Here is an 18,624-nt window from a genome sequence, read left to right on the forward strand (position 1 = left end):
GTTTTTGAAACTACGTTATGATATTATAATATACACTTTGTCAGGAAAATACAACTACTTTTTTAAAAAATGAGAAAAAATTAAGAAGTAGAAGAAAGAAAATGAAAACAAAACCGGGAAATGCATAAAAAAATCCCGTAAATTTCACCAGGAGACAGTTCTCCTGGAAATTTACGGGACAAGTTATTGAGATATCTGTCATAAAACCTTACAGAAACAAAATTAATGATGATTTGTAACTATTCGGCAGATAGAACTGTGAAGGTGCTGAATGGTTACGATAATTTGATATTTGCAAACAGAGAGCCCAGCGTAGTAGTAGCTTCTTCTGTCTCCGGAAGTTCATAAACCTCTTCCTCGATCTCCTGTGCAGCCACATCCTGCAGTGCTTTCATGCTGAGGCTCAGCTTTCCGTCTTTCACAGCGATGACTTTCACTTTTACTTTATCGCCGACTGCCAGAACTGCGGACGGATGTTTGATTCTTTTTTCACTGATCTGGGAGATATGAACCAGACCGGAGAGACCGTTTCCGAGATTGACGAAAGCGCCGTATGGCTGCAGGCTTTCTACCGTACCCTCTGTCACAAGACCTACTTCCACATTGGATACTTTTGCGCGTCTTTCTTCCTCCGCTTTTTCTCTCAGAAGTTCTCTTGCGGAGAGGATCAGACGGTTGTCCTCTTCTTCGACATCAAAAACCTGTACATGTATCTCCTTGTTCAGGTATTCGTTCAGATCTTCCACGTAATTCAGGGAAAGTTTGGAAGCCGGGATAAATCCACGGATTCCTTCTACATATGCGATGACACCTGCGCTGACGATGCCTTTTACGGTAACGTTCAGCACGGTTTTGTCTTCTTTTAACTGACGAAGTTTGTCCCATGCCAGCACATCGTTAGCTTCCACGCGGGATAACAGGATGCAGCCGCGGCGGTTGTCTCTGCCGATCACGGTGGCTGTGACTTCATCGCCCACATGAACCGCTTCTTTTACCATAAAACCAGGCTCTCTGCTGTAATCGGAAACCTTGATGATTCCTTCGGTGTAATAGCGAAGATCCAGTGTGATCTCTTCTTCGTCTACAGCGATCACCGTACCGGTGATCATATCGCCCTCTTCGAGCTTTTTAAAAGAAGCCTCCAGCTCCTTTTCATAATCTGCCATGGAAGTTGCCTCTTCGGCAACCGCTGTTACTTTTTCTTCTTCTGCCATAGTATATTCATCCTTTCTTTGCACGAATCTGCTGTTTCTATTATTATAGCGTTGTTTCCCGGAATCTGGCAACAGAAAATAGAAAGATTCCGACACATACCGGTTGTATGTACGGGGAATAGTACATAGAAAGATAACAAATCTGTTTGCTGATTTTTTTTAAGTATGCTAAGATAAAAACCAGAAATTATAGACCAAGCAGATTCCGGCAGAAGGCAGAAGAGTTGTCTGACAGATGCCGGGAACAACAGTTAGGGGATTATTTGTGAGAAAAGATAATAAAGTTTATGTCATCGGACACAAGAATCCGGACACGGATTCCATCTGTTCTGCGATCGCATATGCCGACATCAAGAATCGAACAACCAAGGGAACGTATGTGGCAAAGAGAGCCGGACAGATCAACGAAGAAACAGAATTTGTACTGAAATATTTCCATGTGCCGGCACCCGGTTATCTGCCGGATGTGGGAACCCAGGTGAAAGACATGGATCTTCATGAGACACCGGGAGCGGCAAACAGCATGTCTGTGAAGCGGGCATGGAAACTGATGCAGGAGCATAATGCGGTAACACTGCCGATCACAGACAAAGAAGGCAAGGTTGAAGGCCTGATCACGACCGGAGACATCGCCAAATCCTATATGGATGCGTATGACAATACATTGCTCGCCCAGGCAAGAACACAGTACCGGAGTATCGCGGATACTGTGGATGGACAGATCATCGTGGGTAATGAACATGGATACTTTATCAAAGGAAAAGTGGTCATGGGATTGTCCCAGCCGGATACGATGGAAAGCTTTATCGATGAAGACGATCTGGTTATTCTCGGAAACCGTGCGGAGGATCAGCTGTGTGCCATCGAAGCCAATGCAAGCTGTCTGATCGTATGTCTGGGAGCCAAAGTCGGAAAAACGATCCAGAAACTTGCAGAGGAGAGAAATCAGGTGATTATTTCCACACCGTACGATTCCTTTACCGTGGCTCGTCTGATCCACCAGAGTATTCCGATCAAGTATTTTATGAAAAAAGACAATCTGGTGATCTTCCGGAGCGATGATTTTACCGACAAGATCAAAGACATTATGACGAAAACCCGTTACCGTGCATTCCCGGTGGTTAATACACGTGGAAAATACATCGGTACCGTTTCCCGTCGAAACTTCATGAGTATCAAGAAAAAACAGCTGATTCTGGTTGACCATAACGAGAGATCTCAGGCGGTCGACAACATCGAAGAGGCAGAAATCCTGGAGATCCTGGATCATCACAGAATCGGTTCACTGGAGACCTTCCAGCCAATCATGTTCCGCAACCAGCCGGTAGGCTGTACCGCAACCATTATGTATGAGATCTACGCGGAAAAATATCTGGAGATCCCGGAAAATATCGCCGGACTTCTGTGTGCAGCGATTCTGTCAGATACGTTGATGTTCCGCTCACCGACCTGTACGGAACGTGATAAAGAGGCAGCACAGGAACTGGCAAAGATCGCCAAGATCGAGATCGAAAGCTTTGCCAATAAAATGTTCCGTGCCGGAAGCAATCTGAGCAGTAAGACACCGGAAGAAATCTTTTATCAGGATTATAAGAAATTTATTGTGGATGACCTGGCATTCGGTGTGGGACAGATCAGCTTCATGTCCGAGGAAGAACTGCAGACGGTCAAAGACCGCCTGATGCCGTATATGGAAAAAGAATGTGGCAAACATGAAATCAAGATGGTGTTCTTCATGCTGACCAACATCATCAAGGAGTCCACGGAACTTCTGTGTTATGGAGAGGGATCGGATGGACTGGTATATGAGGCATTCGGAGAGAAAGTGGAAGACAGTTCCTGTCGTCTGGAAGGTGTGGTATCGAGAAAGAAACAGCTGATTCCGAAGTTTATGAATGCATTACAGCAGTAAAGGAAAAATATATGGCGAAACAACAGTGGAAACCCGGCAACATGCTGTATCCGCTTCCGGCGGTTATGGTCTCGGTGCGGGATAACGAAGGAAAAGACAATATCATTACCGTAGCGTGGGCAGGTACGGTGTGTACCAACCCGCCGATGGTATCCATTTCGGTGCGGCCGGAGCGCTATTCGTATCATATGATCGAAGAGAGCGGTGTTTTTGTGATCAATCTGACTACGGAAGCACTTACGTATGCGACCGATTACTGCGGTGTCCGTTCCGGAAAAGACGTGGACAAATTCAAAGAGATGAAACTGACCTGTGTGGAAGCCTCCCAGGTGAACTGTGGAATGATCGGGGAGTCACCGGTGAATATCGAGTGTAAGGTCGTAAAAACAGAGAAGCTTGGTTCCCATCACATGTTTCTTGCACAGGTAGTTGCTGTTCATGCAGACGAAGATTATATGGATGAAAATGGCCGGTTTGATCTGAACAGCGCACACCCGATGGTGTATTCCCATGGAACGTACTATGGTGTAGGAAAGCAGCTCGGTACTTTCGGGTACAGTGTGAGAAAACGTAAATCCAAGCGAAAAAGTAGGAAATAGGTCGAAAAAACGAAAATTTTTTCTTGTGTTTAACACTTTACCATGCTATAATGTCTGCGTATTCAAAAAGCAATGAGCAAATTCTAAGGAGGAACGTGTAACATGTCTTATGTAGATGAAGTATATGAAAACGTTGTGGCTAAAAATCCTAACGAACCAGAATTCCACCAGGCTGTCAAAGAAGTACTGGATTCTCTGCGTCCGGTAATTGATGCAAATGAAGAAAAGTACAGAAAAGAAGCTTTGCTGGAGCGTATCGTTGAGCCTGAAAGAGTTATTATGTTCCGTGTACCGTGGGTAGATGATCAGGGCCAGGCACATGTAAACAAAGGATATCGTGTACAGTTCAACAGTGCAATCGGACCTTACAAAGGAGGTCTTCGTCTGCATCCATCAGTAAACCTGGGTATCATCAAATTCCTGGGATTTGAGCAGATCTTCAAAAACTCCCTGACCGGACTGCCAATCGGTGGTGGTAAAGGTGGTTCTGATTTCGATCCGAAAGGAAAATCTGATCGTGAAATCATGAAATTCTGCCAGAGCTTTATGACAGAGCTGAGCAAACACATCGGCGCAGATACAGACGTACCGGCTGGTGATATCGGAACCGGCGCAAGAGAGATCGGTTACATGTTTGGTCAGTACAAGAGACTGAGAAACGTATACGAAGGAGTTCTGACAGGTAAAGGACTGACCTATGGTGGATCTCTGGCAAGAACAGAAGCTACCGGTTATGGTCTGCTGTACCTGACACAGGAACTGTTAAAATTAAATGGTATCGACATCGCAGGAAAGACTGCAGTTGTATCCGGTGCAGGTAACGTAGCAATCTACGCAATCCAGAAAGCACAGCAGCTGGGTGTAAAAGTTCTGACCTGTTCTGATTCTACCGGTTGGGTTTACGATCCGGACGGAATCGATGTAGCACTTCTGAAAGAAATTAAAGAAGTGAAGAGAGCAAGACTGACAGAGTATGTAAAAGTTCGCACAAACGCTGAATACCATGAAGGAAGAGGTGTATGGCAGATCAAAGCTGATCTGGCACTGCCATGTGCAACACAGAACGAACTGCATCTGGAAGATGCAAAACAGCTGGTAGCAAACGGAACCATCGCTGTATGCGAAGGTGCTAACATGCCTACCACTCTGGAAGCTACCCAGTATCTGCAGGCAAACAATGTGATCTTTGCTCCTGGTAAAGCAGCAAACGCCGGTGGTGTAGCAACATCCGCACTGGAAATGTCTCAGAACAGCGAGAGACTGAGCTGGACATTCGAAGAAGTAGATGCAAAACTGAAAAACATCATGATCAACATCACCCACAACATGGATGATGCAGCAAAACGTTACGGATTCGAAGGCAACTATGTAGTAGGTGCCAACATTGCCGGATTCGAAAAAGTTGCTGATGCTATGTTAGCACAGGGTATCTGCTAATTTTCAAACGCAAGTAATAAATAATGTTCAAACAATAAACAACAGAAAATCCCCGCAGTGGACGTCAAATATCCGCTACGGGGATTTCTGCATGTAGAAAAATATAACTATTCAGCCGGCAGAATTTCGCAAGGTGATCTGCATATTTAATGGATTCCCTTCTGAATCAGATCTTTCCCAAACTTTTCCCGGATCTTATCCATCGCCCGTTCCATCTTCTGTTCTTTTTCAATCGCTTTCGGGTCATAACTGAACAGATCGAGCTGTACCGGTTCATCAGCATCCGTCAGTTTTCCGGCGCGAACTCCCAGTAAACGGATCGGGTTTCCGTTCCAGAGTGTATCAAAAAGATGACAGGCTGCGTGGTACAGCTTTTTCTCATCCTGCGTCGGGGAGGAAAGCGGCATCTGACGGGTGTATTTGTCAAATGTCGAGTATTTGATCTCCACGCACAGGTTATTGGCAGACTGACCGGCTTTTTCGAGACGGTGCCCTACCTTGGTGGAAAGCTGCAGAAGAATAGAGTACGCTTCCTGTGCGGTCGTAAGATCACTGGCGAGTGTGGTGGAATTGCCGATCCCTTTTGCCTGAGACGGTTCGCTTTCGATGCTGGAATTATCGATTCCGTTTGCATATTCCCACAGCATTTTTCCGTGGCTTTTCAGATGCAGGCTGAGAATCGCCGGATCCATCCGAGCCAGATCGCCAATCGTATGGATATCCAGTTTCTGCAGAACAGCTACGGAAGCATGTCCTGCCATGAACAGACTGCTGATCGGAAGTGGCCACATTTTCTTCTGAATCTCATCAGGGAAAAGTGTGTGCGTCTTGTTCGGCTTTTCAAAGTCAGAAGCCATCTTTGCCAGCACCTTATTGGAAGAGATCCCCACATTGACCGTAAAACCAAAATGGCTGTAAATATAGTTGCGAATATAGGCGGCTCCTTCTTCGGGTGAGGAGAAGCGGGAGGCAATTGTGGTATAGTCCAGATAACATTCATCCACACTGACCTGTTCAATCTCCGATGTCAGTGAGCGGAGAAAACCGACAAACTGTTTGCTGTGGCGGCTGTAAGAGTCGTGGTCAGGAGGAATGATGGTGAGCGTCGGACATTTTTTCAGAGCATTTGCCACCGGTTCCGCAGTATGAATATGGTAAATATTTTTCGCTGACAGAGACTTTGCCAGAACGATCCCATGACGGGTCTTCCGGTTACCGCCGATGATCGCAGGAATCGTCCGGATATCCACACTGTCCGGATCTGCTTTTAAGAGATCAATTGCGCTCCAGCTCAGATATGCGGAATTGACATCGATATGAAAAATGATGCGATCCATGAATTTCCTCCTTTCTGCAAATATAATAACGCATTTTATATAAACATATAATCCACCTCTGTTATCAGAAAATATGTTCTTATATAAAATTAAGTATACGTTAGTTATGTCTCTGACGCAATCCATAACTTGATTATTTGGAAAAAGGGAAGTATAATAGTTACTATTTAAGTGTAATATTTTGCGAAACGTGTTATCGGACATGTAAATAATAGAAGAATCGAGACTGCACAGAAAAAGAGGACAAATCATGGATGGAATCAGTAAAAAAATATACCTGGAACTGAATGTTCCGACGGAAGAGGACAACCGATCGGATCAGAGACGGATTCTAGATGGATTAAGAGAACAGGGAACAGAGGCAAAGTTAAGTCTGCGGGTGCTGCGAAAGCTGTATTCGCTGTGTGAAGAGGCAGAGTGGAAAGTGACACTTTCTCTGGCATGGGATGGTCAGGAGTGGCATGGCGTGGATCTGGAAGCGGGAGATACCACCGGGGCACATTACGGTGTGGCGGTGGATCTTGGAAGTACCACGGTGGTAGCGCGTTTGGTGGATTGTGGTACGGGAAAGGTTCTGGGAGAAACCAGCACGTTTAACGGGCAGATCCCTTATGGAACGGATATTCTGACACGAATCTTTCACTGTCAGGAAGACCGTGGAACGCTGGAGATTCTCCGGAAAGCAGCGGTAAACAGTATTACCACCTGCGTGAGAGAACTGGAAGCACGACAGCAGTTGCCGGAAAACAGCTGTATCGCCATGACCATCGGCGGCAATACAACGATGATTCATTTCCTGCTTGGCATGGATGCGTTCTGTGTGTTTCACACCCCGTATGCGGTGCACGCAGATCAGCCTGGATTTCTCCCGGCAAAAGATCTGGAACTGCCGGTGAAGGGATATGTTTACATTTATCCGGCAAAGTCTAACTACCTGGGCGGCGATATCATCAGCGGTATGGTGGCTACGGGGATCTATAAAAAAGAGAAGATTAACGCTTTCTTTGATATCGGAACGAACGGAGAACTTGTGCTGGGAAACCGGGATTTCCTGTTATGTGGAGCAGGAGCTGCGGGACCGGCACTGGAAGGCGGTGTGGTAAAGACGGGTATGCGCGCGATGAAAGGCGCGGTGGACCGGGTAAAACTGGAAGATGGCAAACTGCACTGTCATGTGATTGGGGAGAAGACGGCGAGAGGAATCTGTGGATCCGGTATCGTGGATCTTCTGGCGGAACTGTTTTTACATGGATGGATTGATATCCGCGGGATCTTACAGCCGGAGAAAAGCCGATGGATCGTGGAGAAAGACGGGATGCTGGCGGTGAACTATGCACCGGAGCTGTATTTTTACCAGAGTGACATCGAAGAATTTATCCGGACAAAAGCGGCAGCGTACACGATGGTGGCGATCATGCTGCGGGAGTCCGGGATCGAACTTTCGGAACTGGAAGGATTCTATATGGCGGGTGCTTTCGGAAAACATGTGTCCAAAGAATCCGCGATCGCTATCGGCATGTACCCGGATATGGACCGGGATCGGATCATCCACGCGGGCAATTCTTCCCTGGAAGGTGCGGTATGTGCACTGCTGGATCGCAGTGTGGCAAAAGAAGTGGAGGAAATCCTGGAAAAAATGGTATATATCCAGTTTGCAACGGTGGAAGATTTCCTGAACACGATGGTGGCAGCACAGGCACTTCCCCATACCGATCTGGAGCGGTATCCTACGGTGAAGGAGAAACTGGAACGGATCAGAGAAGAAGAAAAAGCAGCAGATATTCAGAATTAGGAAGATTCAAATGAAAAACAAAAAACTTCAGCAGACGGAAGACAATTGTGCCTGCTGAAGTTTTTAATTTACGGGGAAATGCTTCTCTGTAAAGAAATACATTCTTTATTTTATGGAGTAACGATGATGGGTTGATTAATGTTGCTGTAAATTTACTAGGAAGTCCGATCACTGAAGTTATGTAAATTAATGGCTGGAATTTTCCTTCGCGATTCTTTTCAGCTCCGGCATTACCGTACACAGCATCACGATGAAGCAGGCGCTTCCGCCGAGTACATTGGACACCGGCTCTGCCAGAAAGACACCGTCGCTTCCCATATGGAACAGATACGGGAAGATGTAAGTAAGCGGAACCACGATGATGACCTTACGAAGCAGAGAAAAGAAAATTGCGAATTTCTTCTTTCCCAGTGATTTGAACATTGTCTGCCCCACATACTGAAGTGCCTGGAAAACAAAGGCTCCGAAGTACAGCTTCAGTGCCGGGATTGCATCGGTGATCAGCGCCTGGTCGGAACTGAAGATACCGATCAGGAAACGCGGCGCAAACAGGATCACACCCCAGGCAAGCAGGGTATACAGGATTGCCATCACACTCATGGTGAGCCAGGACTGGAACACTCTCTTAGGACGGCGGGCGCCATAGTTATAACTGATGACCGGGGAGGATCCCTCAGTAATTGCATGGATCGGTGTATCAATGATCTGACGGATACTGGATACAATCGTCATCACAGAGATATACAGATCTCCACCGGTGACAGAAAGTACATTGTTGCAGCAGATCGTTACCAGACTGTTGGTAAGCTGCATGATAAAACCGGCAGTTCCCAGACTGATAATATTTTTTGCCCGGTCCCGGCAGTTACGGATCTCTTTCCGGGATAAAAGACAGACTTTTAATTCTGTCTTTTTCCGCAGAAAATACAGAACAAATGCTGCAGAAAGAGTCTGCGACAACACAGTGGCGATCGCCGCACCGCGGATGCCGAGTGCGAATACAAAAATAAAAACCGGATCCAGGATCAGGTTGGCAATTGCACCGATCGCAACAGATAACATACCTGTAGTGGCGTATCCCTGAGCGTTGATAAAAGGATTCATACCGGTGGACACCATGGAAGGAAAGGTTCCGAGCAGGTAAATCATCAGATAAGGATACGCATAGATCAGACCACTTTCAGAACTTCCGAACAGGATCAGGATCGGTTTTGCAAATATCATACCGATCGTCATCAGAAGCAGGGCACAGACACAGATCAGAAAGAATGACGTATTCATGATCATTGAAGCTTCTTTTGTATCTTTTCTTCCGCGCGCAATCGAAAAAAGTGGTGCACCGCCGGAACCGAAGAGGTTACTGAAAGCAAGAATAATGGTAATGATCGGAAAACACAGCCCGACAGCCCCAAGTGCTGTGGTCCCCACATCCGGGATCCTTGCAATATAGATCCGGTCTACAATGTTATAGAGAAGACTCAAAACCTCCGCCACAAGCATCGGAATGGAAGCCCGCAGAATGTTATCGGTGATTTTTCCATGTTCAAAGTCGATTTGTTTCATGATAAAACTCCTTTGTGTATGATGTAGACGACGCAAACAACCGCCGCAGGCTCAGGAATATGTGAAAGCACATTCGTTGTTCTACTGTCATGCATCTGTGTAAAATATAAGTAAATTACTGTTGTGCTTTTAGTGTAGCACATATTATAATATATGAAAAATATTCTTTTTCTATAAATAAACAATCATTTTTATATTTTTATATGGAAACAGAAAAATGAGGAGAACTATGGAGATCAAACAGCTGGAATATTTTCGTGCAATCGTAGATGAGGGAACCATCAGTGGTGCGGCCAGAGCCCTGCATATGACACAGCCGCCGCTTAGTTACCAGATGAAAATGCTGGAAGAAGAACTGCAGGTACGCCTGTTTGCGCGGGGAAGTAAACATATCCGATTGACAGAGGCTGGAAAAGCACTGTATGTGCGGGCAGAAAGTCTTCTGACCATGACGGATCTACCTTTACACTGAAAGATGAGCTGGAAAACGGAATCCTTGATGTGACTACACTTCGTACGCCAATCGCCTTAAACGGATTCTGTTCCAAACTACTGCGACAGGAACAATTAATGGCTATGGTTCCGCAGGGACAGGAAGAAGAAGGTCTTCGGGAACTGACACTGGAAGAACTGGCCGGACATCATCTGATCCTTTCCAAACGTCACAGAAAGTATGTGTTGTCCATTTTTGAAAAACATGGTCTTTCCTGTGATGTTTATTATGAATGTGAGGATGCTAGAGCGTGTCTGAAAAATCATTTCCGCAATCTGCAAGCCCCACTTTGCGGTATATTTTACCCTCATTCGGTTGCCGTAGCCCGCTACGCCGCCCTCATTCGGATAAAATCTCCCACAAACTGGGACTCGCAGCTCACGAAAAGCCTTTTTCAGACACGCTCTAGAACAGCCATGAGTCTGGCAGCCAGTGGATTGGGAACAGCGATTCTTCCGGCTTCCATGAGAGGACAGTCGGAAAAGATCTGTCCGATTCCGATCGCAGAAAAGGAACTGATCACCGATGTGTTGCTGGTCTGGAGAAATGAAGAACATTCGGATGTAGTAGAATCCTTTATTCGTGAGTTTTAAGTTCCCTTACATGGAAAATTGTGGTATGATGAAAACAATGTGCCAGGGCACATTGTTTGTTTTCGAATAACAAACAGGAATAAAAACTTGTATTAACTAAGATAATATGATAAAATGATAAGCTGCGATAAGGATGAGAGATATGAAGAATATAGTGTTAATTGGAATGCCAGGAGTTGGAAAAAGTACAATTGGTGTAATACTTGCAAAAGAGTTAGGTTATCAGTTTGTAGATGCAGACCTTCTGATTCAGAAGCAGGAAAAGAGATTATTAAAAGAAATTATCAGTGAAGAGGGTATCGAAGGCTTTATTGCAATTGAAAATCAAGTAAACGCTTCTATTGAAGCGAATCGCACAGTAATTGCCACAGGAGGCAGCGTGGTGTACGGAAGAGAAGCTATGGAGCATCTTGGAGAGATCGCCACGGTCATTTATCTGAAATTGTCCTACAAAGCTCTGAGGAAACGGCTGGGCAACCTGAAAAACCGTGGAGTGGTTTTGCGGGACGGACAGACATTAAAAGATTTATATGAAGAACGTGTGGTATTGTATGAAAAATATGCAGATATCACAATTGATGAGGAAAACAAAAATTTAGAGGAGACTTTACAGAGTATTGTAGACAGTCTGGAACTAAACAGTGAAGGTACTGAATAGTCACGATATTCTGTAAAATTATTTGAAAAATTCAGTGGACAATATGAACAAAAAGGTAAGAAATCTTTAAAATTTATTTACAAAAGCATTGATTTGTTATAACATAAAAATCAATGAGAGAGATTATCGGGACTTGTATTGGCTGAATATAAACATAGAGGTGAACTATGGATCAGTATATTATTAAGGGTGGAAACCCGTTAGTTGGTGAAGTAGAGATTGGTGGAGCGAAGAATGCAGCACTTGCGATTCTTGCAGCCGCTATTATGACAGATGATACCGTCCGGCTGGAAAACCTTCCGGATGTCAATGATATAAATGTACTTTTAGAGGCCATCGGAGGAATCGGAGCAAAAGTGGAGCGGGTAGACCGTCACACTGCAGTGATCAACGGTTCCACTATCGGTGATATCAGTGTAGATTACGAATATATTAAGAAAATCCGTGCATCCTATTATCTGCTGGGTGCGCTTCTCGGAAAATATAAAAAAGCAGAAGTACCTCTGCCGGGTGGCTGTAACATCGGAAGCCGCCCGATCGATCTGCATCTGAAAGGCTTCCGTGCACTGGGTGCAACCGTCGATATCAAATACGGTGCCATCGTGGCATCTGCACCGGACGGACTTCATGGAACTCATATTTTCATGGATACTGTATCGGTAGGTGCAACCATTAATATTATGATGGCAGCATCTATGGCAAAAGGAAATACCATTATTGAAAATGCGGCAAAAGAGCCACACGTTGTAGATACAGCAAACTTCCTGAACAGCATGGGTGCAAATATCAAGGGTGCCGGTACGGATGTGATCCGTATCCGAGGTGTGGAGATGCTGCACAGTACAAATTATTCGATTGTGCCGGATATGATCGAGGCAGGAACCTATATGTTCGCTGCAGCGGCAACACGCGGCGATATTCTGATCAAAAATGTAATTCCGAAACATCTGGAAGCGATTACAGCCAAATTAGAAGAAATCGGATGTGAAGTGGAAGAATTTGATGATGCAGTACGCGTGATCTCTGCAAAGAAACTGCGCAGAACGCATGTAAAAACCTTACCGTATCCGGGATATCCTACGGATATGCAGCCACAGATCGCAGTAGCACTGGCTCTGGCATCAGGAACCAGCATTGTTACAGAAAGCATTTTTGAGAACCGTTTCAAATATGCGGACGAGCTGACCCGTATGGGTGCCTGTGTAAAAGTGGAAGGTAATACAGCCATCATTGATGGTGTGGACAAACTGACAGGCGCAAGAGTCAGTGCACCGGATCTTCGTGCAGGCGCGGCACTGGTAATTGCCGGACTGGCTGCAGAGGGTATTACAATTGTGGATGATATCGTATATATCCAGCGTGGATATGAGGATTTTGAAGGAAAACTGAAGAGTCTGGGCGCAGAGATTGAGCGTGTGACCAGTGAAAAAGAAATTCAGAAGTTTAAACTGAGAATCGGGTGACAGAAGAACCAAAAGGGGGACTGACTCCCGTATACATAAGAGGGGTGTTGTCGGAGGGCGGCATCCCTTTGTTCGTTCATACACATCATTTTATCCAATAACTGTCTCGGTCAGAGGACAGTTATATTTTGACAAGAAACAGGCAGTATGGTACACTTAGAACAATTATGGGTAACTGTTCAGTACTTTAACAGTTACGGGTATAAACAACTGAAAACAGATAACTGTGAAAGTATCAGACAGTTATAAATTTGATAGAAAAAGCAGAGGTGAGTACAGTGGATAAGACAGAATACCATTTGAAATTGGAGGAAATCAACAGACTTGTGGATGCACAGGATTATGAAGGGGCTCTTACGGTAGCGGATTCTATCGACTGGCGTAGAGTGAAGAGTGTGCGGACCTTGTGTATGGTAGCAGATATCTACGAAGTGAATGGTGAACTGGAAAAGAGTATGCAGATGCTGCAGCTGGCGCGTAAACGTTCATCTATCGGCAAGATGATTCTGTACCGTCAGGTGGAACTGGCTTTGAAGATGGGGTTATATGATGATGCTGTAAAATATTATAATGAATATCTGGAGACCGCTTCCAACGATACTTCCAAATATATTCTGAAATATAAGATTTACAAAGCACAGAAAGCGCCTCTGGAAAATCGGATTGCGATTCTGGAGGAATATAAAGAGCGGGAATACACAGAACGCTGGGTATATGAACTGGCAAAACTGTATAAAAAAGCAGGACAGGAAAAGAAATGTGTTGAAACCTGTGATGATCTGATTCTGTGGTTTGGTGAAGGCAAATATGTAACCAAAGCGATGGAACTTAAGATGACATACACGCCACTGTCACCGTCTCAGAAAGAAAAATATGAGAAAGCGAAGGCGGCAGGAAAGGTTGCAAAACCAACAGCAGGACCGAAACTGACAGAAGAAGTAAAAAATACAATTCTGCCGGGTGTGTCAGCAGCTGCAATGGCGGGTCTTCAGAAAGTGGAAGAAGAAAAAGAACAGGCCCAGGAAGAAGCGGCAGCAACAGCAGAGATTCCGCAGGAATCTGCAGGAACAACCGTGGAAGAAACTCCGGTGACGGAGGAAGAGCCGGTGAAACCGGAAACAGAGATTCCGCATATCGATACCGAAAAACTTCAGGAACGTCTTTCCAGAAGTTTTCAGGAGATTCTTTCCGGTTTTAACCGTACCAAGGCAGTAGATGCTTTTGAGGCACTGGGAAGAGCAGCAGGAGCAGAAGTTCTGCAGGAACCTGAAGCACAAGAAGAAAATATGGAAGAATATCACGTACAGGATCTGGAGCCGGAAGCTGTAAATGAAGGCATCATCTCTGCGGACAGCGGAGTTGCCGGAGTGAGCAGAACCGAGATGGACGAACTGGAAATGATGGAAAAACCGAAGGTGGAAAAACCGGAGGATAAAGAAATTATCAGTGTTCAGGAAGTGGATCTGGATGCATTATTTGCAGAGACTTCGTCTTCCCTGGCGAAAGAAGCAGGCGAGGATGCCGCAGAAAAAGCTGAGGAAGAACCGGCTGTGGAGAAAGTAACAGCAGAAGAAATCATCGGTGAACCGGAAGAAGTAGTTGCAGAAGAAACAGTAGATGCAGCCGGTGATGTACTGGAAGAAAGGGTTGAGGGAGCGGTTGAGACAGTAACGGAAGAAGAGCCGGCAGAAACTCTGACGGATGCGGCGGATGAAGCGATGGCAGCTTTTGAAGCAAGTCTTTCCGGACTTTCTCTGGATTTTGCAGAAGAAACATCGTCTGATGCACCGGAAACTGAAACTTCGGCGGAATCGACAGAAGAGCCGGAAACAGAAGAAGATATTACCGGATCAGAAGCAGCACCGGTGATTGAGATGGAATATCCGGAAGAAACGGAGGAAACAGAACCGGAAATCGAAGATCTGGATGCGACAAGAGTGATTCCGGATGTGACAAAGCAGGATGCATGGCATGCGACACCAGGAGATACACAGGAATTTAATCTGGAAGAAGAACTCAAAGCTGCTCTGAGCGGTATGGATGGGCTCCGGGAACAGGAAGAAGCAGAACGGTCTGCAAGCCTGGATCCGGAACCGGAGACAGCATCTGAGGAAGAAATTGCTTTTGAAGAAAAGACAGAACCGATGACAGAAGAGAATACCACAGAGGAATCTGTTGTGGAAGAAGGTTCTGAAACGGAGGCAGAGGAACCGGAAGGTGATCATATCGATAAGATGCTGGAAGAAGCAGAGATACAGCCAGATATCAGCGAGATGACTTTGGAACGGGAGACACCCGAAGAAAAACGCCAGAGGATTCTGAACAATACCAGACCGGAACGTCTGACGGCAGAACAGAAACAGCTGTTTTCATACTTTGCTAAAGTGCCGGGCATGGATGATCAGATTCTGGATGCGATTCACGGGGCATATGAATATGCCAGTGAGAAAACATCTCATCGTGGAAATATCGCAATCATGGGAAGTCACGGAACAGGAAAAACCAGACTGAGTGAAGGGCTTGTAAAAGCAATCTGCAAAGAACTGGGACTGAAAGCTGTCAAGTATGCAAATCTGGATGCATCGGATATTAACAGGAAAGATCCGGCAACAATTATCAGCAAGATGGCAGGAGGCTTTCTTCTGATCGAGAGAGCAAGTTTTATGACGCCGGAGACGATCGAAAAACTTTCTCAGGCGATGGATTTCCGTACAGACAGTATGATTCTTCTGATTGAAGATGATAAAGCAAATATGCGTAAGATGCTGGCGGATTATCCGGAATTTGCAGAAAAATTCGAAACCGTTATTTCGATTCCGGTCTTTACCAATGACGAGCTGGTAACATTTGCAAGAACGTATGCGAGAGAAAATGGTTTCCGCATGGATGAGATGGGTGTGCTTGCTCTGTACACCATGATCGGAGATAACCAGAAAGAGGATGAACCGATTACTATCGGAAAAGTAAAAGAGATGGTAGACGGTGCGATCCGTAAGGCAAGTGGCGTAAAGCTGGGAAGAAAACTTTCCAAACGTCATACAGATGCAGACGGTCGAATTCTTCTTTATGAAAAGGATTTTGATTTATAAAAGAGCATGACAACATGGGGCATGGCGACAGAAAGCTATGCCCTTTTTACACGTTTTGGAAAACAACAGGAAAGGAAGAACTATGAGTAAGAGAGAGCCTTATCTTGGCAATCCCCAGGCAACCATTGCTGTGTTGAACAAATACGGCTTTACATTTCAGAAAAAGTTTGGACAGAACTTTCTGATCGATCCTCATGTGCTGGATAAAATTATCCGTGCGGCGGAGATCACAGAGGATGATTTTGTTCTGGAGATCGGACCGGGTATGGGAACGATGACACAGTATCTGGCATATGCAGCCAGAGAGGTATATGCGGTGGAGATTGATAAAAGTCTGATCCCGATCCTGGAGGATACGCTGAGCGATTATGACAATGTAACGGTGATCAATGAAGATATCCTGAAAGTGGATATTGCAAAGCTGGCAGAAGAGAAAAATGGAGGCCGCCCGATCAAAGTGGTTGCAAATCTTCCATATTATATCACGACACCGATCATTATGGGTCTGTTTGAAAGCCATGTGCCTGTAGAATCCATTACTGTCATGGTACAGAAAGAAGTAGCGGATCGTATGCAGGTGGGCCCGGGAACGAAAGATTACGGTGCACTATCTCTGGCAGTGCAGTACTATGCAAAACCTTATATTGTTGCCAATGTTCCACCGAACTGTTTTATGCCGAGACCGAAAGTGGGAAGTGCGGTGATTCGTCTGACCCGCCATGCTGAGACACCGGTACAGGTAGACGATGAAAAACTGTTGTTTCAGATTATTCGGGCATCGTTTAATCAGAGAAGAAAAACGCTGGCAAACGGTCTGAAGAATTATGAGGGGTTGTCTTTTGAAAAAGAGACAATAGAGGCTGCAATCGCAGAGTGCGGATTTTCACCATCGGTGAGAGGAGAGGCATTGTCTTTGGAAGAATTTGCGAAACTGGCAAATGTATTGGGACGTGCAAAATAAAAAGTAACGTAAAAACGTGTTGACCAGAATGAGGAAATTCCGGTCAACACGTTTTAGTTTTATTTTTAAAGGAAGGAGTGTCGATTTTCATCGACATATGAAAAAGAAAAGTTATAAAATAATTTCTATTAATTATTTTATGGTTATAGTATATCCGGGAATTGTGAGAAAATCGTGTTGAAGTTGTGAAGATTTTATGAATGAACAGGAAAAGATTTATGAATATCTGCATCATGGAAGGAAAGTGTGTTATACTACGGAGTATCAGTCGGGAGAAGACTGAAAAGATTCTGAAAGTATATAAAGAAAAAGAGAGGTAACAGAGATGAAGATAAAGAAAGTTATGGCGGGAATGTTGGCGATGGTAACGGTAATGGGAAGCCTGATGTCACCACTGAGTGCAAAAGCAGATCAGATTGATGCACCGTATCTGGCGCTGGGAGCGGATCTGAATGAAACAGAAAAATCCACAGTACTGAGTCTGCTGGAGATTAATGAAGCGGATCTGAGCAGCTATCAGGTAATTACTGTAACGAATGCGGATGAACACAAATACCTGGATTCTTATCTGGATTCCAGTGTGATCGGAACCAGAGCACTTTCTTCTGTTCTTATTGAAAAAAAGGATAAAGGAAATGGAATTAAAGTGACAACCAGTAATATTACTTACTGTACCACAGGTATGTATCAGAATGCGCTGGCAACTGCAGGCGTCACCGATGCGGATGTACGTGTGGCTGGACCGTTTAATATCTCCGGAACAGCGGCGCTGGTAGGTGCAATGGAAGCTTACAGTAATATGACCGGCGAGACCCTGAAGGCAGAGAATGCAGATGCGGCTACAGAAGAACTGGTAACCACCAGTGATCTGGGTGAAGCTATCGGGGATAAAGAGCAGGCGGAGGAACTGGTAGGTGCAGTAAAAGAAGCTGTCGTCTCTCAGGACCTGTCTGATCCGGAAGAAATAGAAGCTGTCGTAGACGATGCAGCAAAAGAGATGAATATTCAGTTGTCTGATGAGGATAAGCAGAAGATTGTAAGTCTGATGGAGAAAATCAGCAGCCTGGATCTGGATGTGGATTCCCTGAAAGAGCAGGCGAAAGATCTGTACAACAAGCTGGAGAGTCTGGATCTGAACATTAACCAGGAACAGGTCAAAGGGTTCTTTGACAGGATAGTAAGCTGGTGTAAAAATATATGGAATTCTATTTTTGGATAAGATGTCGGGGAATAAAAAGAAATAACAGAATAACTTGATGAATCAGCACAAGAACAGGAAAAGAAAAAATGATAAAACAGTGTAAAATGGTATAAAAATAAAATAAAAATAAAATCAAATTGTGCAAATTAACTATAAGTTCATATTATGTTCATAAATTATTCATAAACTATTGATATGATAAATACAGTTCCGAAAGGAACATCTCAAAAAAGTTTGTAATGGGTTCATTACACATAGAATTTTTTCATAATAATAGCCCGGGTATCGAGAGGTATCCGGGCACTCCTCATG

At 44.8% G+C, this 18,624-nt stretch carries 13 protein-coding genes and 2 pseudogenes; 11 read left to right on the top strand and 4 right to left on the bottom strand.

From position 1 onward, the window contains the following. Positions 1–275: 275 nt before the first annotated feature. Positions 276–1,214: a S1 RNA-binding domain-containing protein gene (locus tag FYJ57_RS00315; protein ID WP_154431099.1), complete on the bottom strand. Its 939-nt coding sequence runs from the start codon at positions 1,212–1,214 to the stop codon at positions 276–278. A 265-nt stretch (positions 1,215–1,479) separates the two neighbouring features. Here FYJ57_RS00315 and FYJ57_RS00320 point away from each other — a divergent pair, with 265 nt between their 5' ends. The 3 genes from FYJ57_RS00320 (at position 1,480) to gdhA (ending at position 5,162) form a co-directional block, all read left to right on the top strand. Beyond that, the gene (locus FYJ57_RS00320; RefSeq protein ID WP_277663728.1) at positions 1,480–3,126 is read left to right on the top strand and encodes a putative manganese-dependent inorganic diphosphatase; all 1,647 of its coding nucleotides are present in this window, start codon (positions 1,480–1,482) and stop codon (positions 3,124–3,126) included. 11 nt (positions 3,127–3,137) lie between these two features. Then, on the top strand, positions 3,138–3,725 hold the full coding sequence (locus tag FYJ57_RS00325; RefSeq protein WP_022171012.1) for a flavin reductase family protein: 588 nt from the start codon (positions 3,138–3,140) through the stop codon (positions 3,723–3,725). Positions 3,726–3,827: 102 nt separating this feature from the next. Next, positions 3,828–5,162 carry an NADP-specific glutamate dehydrogenase gene (gene gdhA / locus FYJ57_RS00330; RefSeq protein ID WP_022171013.1) on the top strand — a complete coding sequence of 445 codons (1,335 nt, stop codon included), beginning with the start codon at positions 3,828–3,830 and terminating at the stop codon, positions 5,160–5,162. A gap of 146 nt (positions 5,163–5,308) precedes the next feature. Here gdhA and FYJ57_RS00335 read toward each other — a convergent pair whose 3' ends face one another. Next, positions 5,309–6,499 carry a DNA polymerase Y family protein gene (locus FYJ57_RS00335; RefSeq protein WP_154431101.1) on the bottom strand — a complete coding sequence of 397 codons (1,191 nt, stop codon included), beginning with the start codon at positions 6,497–6,499 and terminating at the stop codon, positions 5,309–5,311. Positions 6,500–6,746: 247 nt separating this feature from the next. Here FYJ57_RS00335 and FYJ57_RS00340 point away from each other — a divergent pair, with 247 nt between their 5' ends. Next, positions 6,747–8,291: an ASKHA domain-containing protein gene (locus tag FYJ57_RS00340; RefSeq protein ID WP_408636452.1), complete on the top strand. Its 1,545-nt coding sequence runs from the start codon at positions 6,747–6,749 to the stop codon at positions 8,289–8,291. Between the two features lie 186 nt (positions 8,292–8,477). Here FYJ57_RS00340 and FYJ57_RS00345 read toward each other — a convergent pair whose 3' ends face one another. After that, positions 8,478–9,854, bottom strand: coding sequence for an MATE family efflux transporter (locus FYJ57_RS00345; RefSeq protein ID WP_154431103.1), 1,377 nt, complete (start codon positions 9,852–9,854; stop codon positions 8,478–8,480). A 229-nt stretch (positions 9,855–10,083) separates the two neighbouring features. On the opposite strand from FYJ57_RS00345, the gene FYJ57_RS15080 reads away from it, so the two are divergent. Both FYJ57_RS15080 and FYJ57_RS16105 read left to right on the top strand, forming a co-directional pair. Beyond that, positions 10,084–10,326, top strand: a complete 243-nt coding sequence (locus FYJ57_RS15080; RefSeq protein ID WP_205839873.1) for a LysR family transcriptional regulator — start codon at positions 10,084–10,086, stop codon at positions 10,324–10,326. A gap of 29 nt (positions 10,327–10,355) precedes the next feature. Beyond that, positions 10,356–10,706, top strand: a pseudogene (locus FYJ57_RS16105) (DUF6783 domain-containing protein); the annotation flags it as partial. Here FYJ57_RS16105 and FYJ57_RS16110 read toward each other — a convergent pair. After that, positions 10,647–10,904: pseudogene (locus FYJ57_RS16110) on the bottom strand (DUF6783 domain-containing protein); the annotation flags it as partial. The pseudogenes FYJ57_RS16105 and FYJ57_RS16110 overlap by 60 nt on opposite strands. 178 nt (positions 10,905–11,082) lie before the next feature. Here FYJ57_RS16110 and FYJ57_RS00355 point away from each other — a divergent pair. The 5 genes from FYJ57_RS00355 (at position 11,083) to FYJ57_RS00375 (ending at position 18,330) form a co-directional block, all read left to right on the top strand. Continuing rightward, complete coding sequence (locus tag FYJ57_RS00355; protein WP_154431104.1) at positions 11,083–11,598, top strand: shikimate kinase; 516 nt, start codon at positions 11,083–11,085, stop codon at positions 11,596–11,598. A gap of 167 nt (positions 11,599–11,765) precedes the next feature. Then, the gene (locus FYJ57_RS00360; protein ID WP_154431105.1) at positions 11,766–13,061 is read left to right on the top strand and encodes a UDP-N-acetylglucosamine 1-carboxyvinyltransferase; all 1,296 of its coding nucleotides are present in this window, start codon (positions 11,766–11,768) and stop codon (positions 13,059–13,061) included. 278 nt (positions 13,062–13,339) lie between these two features. After that, the gene (locus FYJ57_RS00365; RefSeq protein WP_154431106.1) at positions 13,340–16,150 is read left to right on the top strand and encodes a tetratricopeptide repeat protein; all 2,811 of its coding nucleotides are present in this window, start codon (positions 13,340–13,342) and stop codon (positions 16,148–16,150) included. A gap of 82 nt (positions 16,151–16,232) precedes the next feature. Next, complete coding sequence (gene rsmA / locus FYJ57_RS00370; protein ID WP_117523099.1) at positions 16,233–17,111, top strand: 16S rRNA (adenine(1518)-N(6)/adenine(1519)-N(6))-dimethyltransferase RsmA; 879 nt, start codon at positions 16,233–16,235, stop codon at positions 17,109–17,111. A 325-nt stretch (positions 17,112–17,436) separates the two neighbouring features. Further along, a complete protein-coding gene (locus tag FYJ57_RS00375; protein ID WP_173885949.1) occupies positions 17,437–18,330 on the top strand; it encodes a DUF1002 domain-containing protein in 894 nt (297 codons plus the stop codon). Positions 18,331–18,624: the final 294 nt, after the last annotated feature.

The organism is Oliverpabstia intestinalis, assembly GCF_009696065.1.
In the GTDB taxonomy this organism is placed as follows: domain Bacteria; phylum Bacillota; class Clostridia; order Lachnospirales; family Lachnospiraceae; genus Oliverpabstia; species Oliverpabstia intestinalis.

Coding starts and splice junctions, on each gene's coding strand:
- FYJ57_RS00315 (WP_154431099.1), bottom strand. CDS start 1,214: ATGGCAGAAGAAGAAAAAGTAACAGCGGTTGCCGAAGAGGCAACTTCC.
- FYJ57_RS00325 (WP_022171012.1), top strand. CDS start 3,138: ATGGCGAAACAACAGTGGAAACCCGGCAACATGCTGTATCCGCTTCCG.
- gdhA (WP_022171013.1), top strand. CDS start 3,828: ATGTCTTATGTAGATGAAGTATATGAAAACGTTGTGGCTAAAAATCCT.
- FYJ57_RS00335 (WP_154431101.1), bottom strand. CDS start 6,499: ATGGATCGCATCATTTTTCATATCGATGTCAATTCCGCATATCTGAGC.
- FYJ57_RS00345 (WP_154431103.1), bottom strand. CDS start 9,854: ATGAAACAAATCGACTTTGAACATGGAAAAATCACCGATAACATTCTG.
- FYJ57_RS15080 (WP_205839873.1), top strand. CDS start 10,084: ATGGAGATCAAACAGCTGGAATATTTTCGTGCAATCGTAGATGAGGGA.
- FYJ57_RS00355 (WP_154431104.1), top strand. CDS start 11,083: ATGAAGAATATAGTGTTAATTGGAATGCCAGGAGTTGGAAAAAGTACA.
- FYJ57_RS00360 (WP_154431105.1), top strand. CDS start 11,766: ATGGATCAGTATATTATTAAGGGTGGAAACCCGTTAGTTGGTGAAGTA.
- rsmA (WP_117523099.1), top strand. CDS start 16,233: ATGAGTAAGAGAGAGCCTTATCTTGGCAATCCCCAGGCAACCATTGCT.
- FYJ57_RS00375 (WP_173885949.1), top strand. CDS start 17,437: ATGAAGATAAAGAAAGTTATGGCGGGAATGTTGGCGATGGTAACGGTA.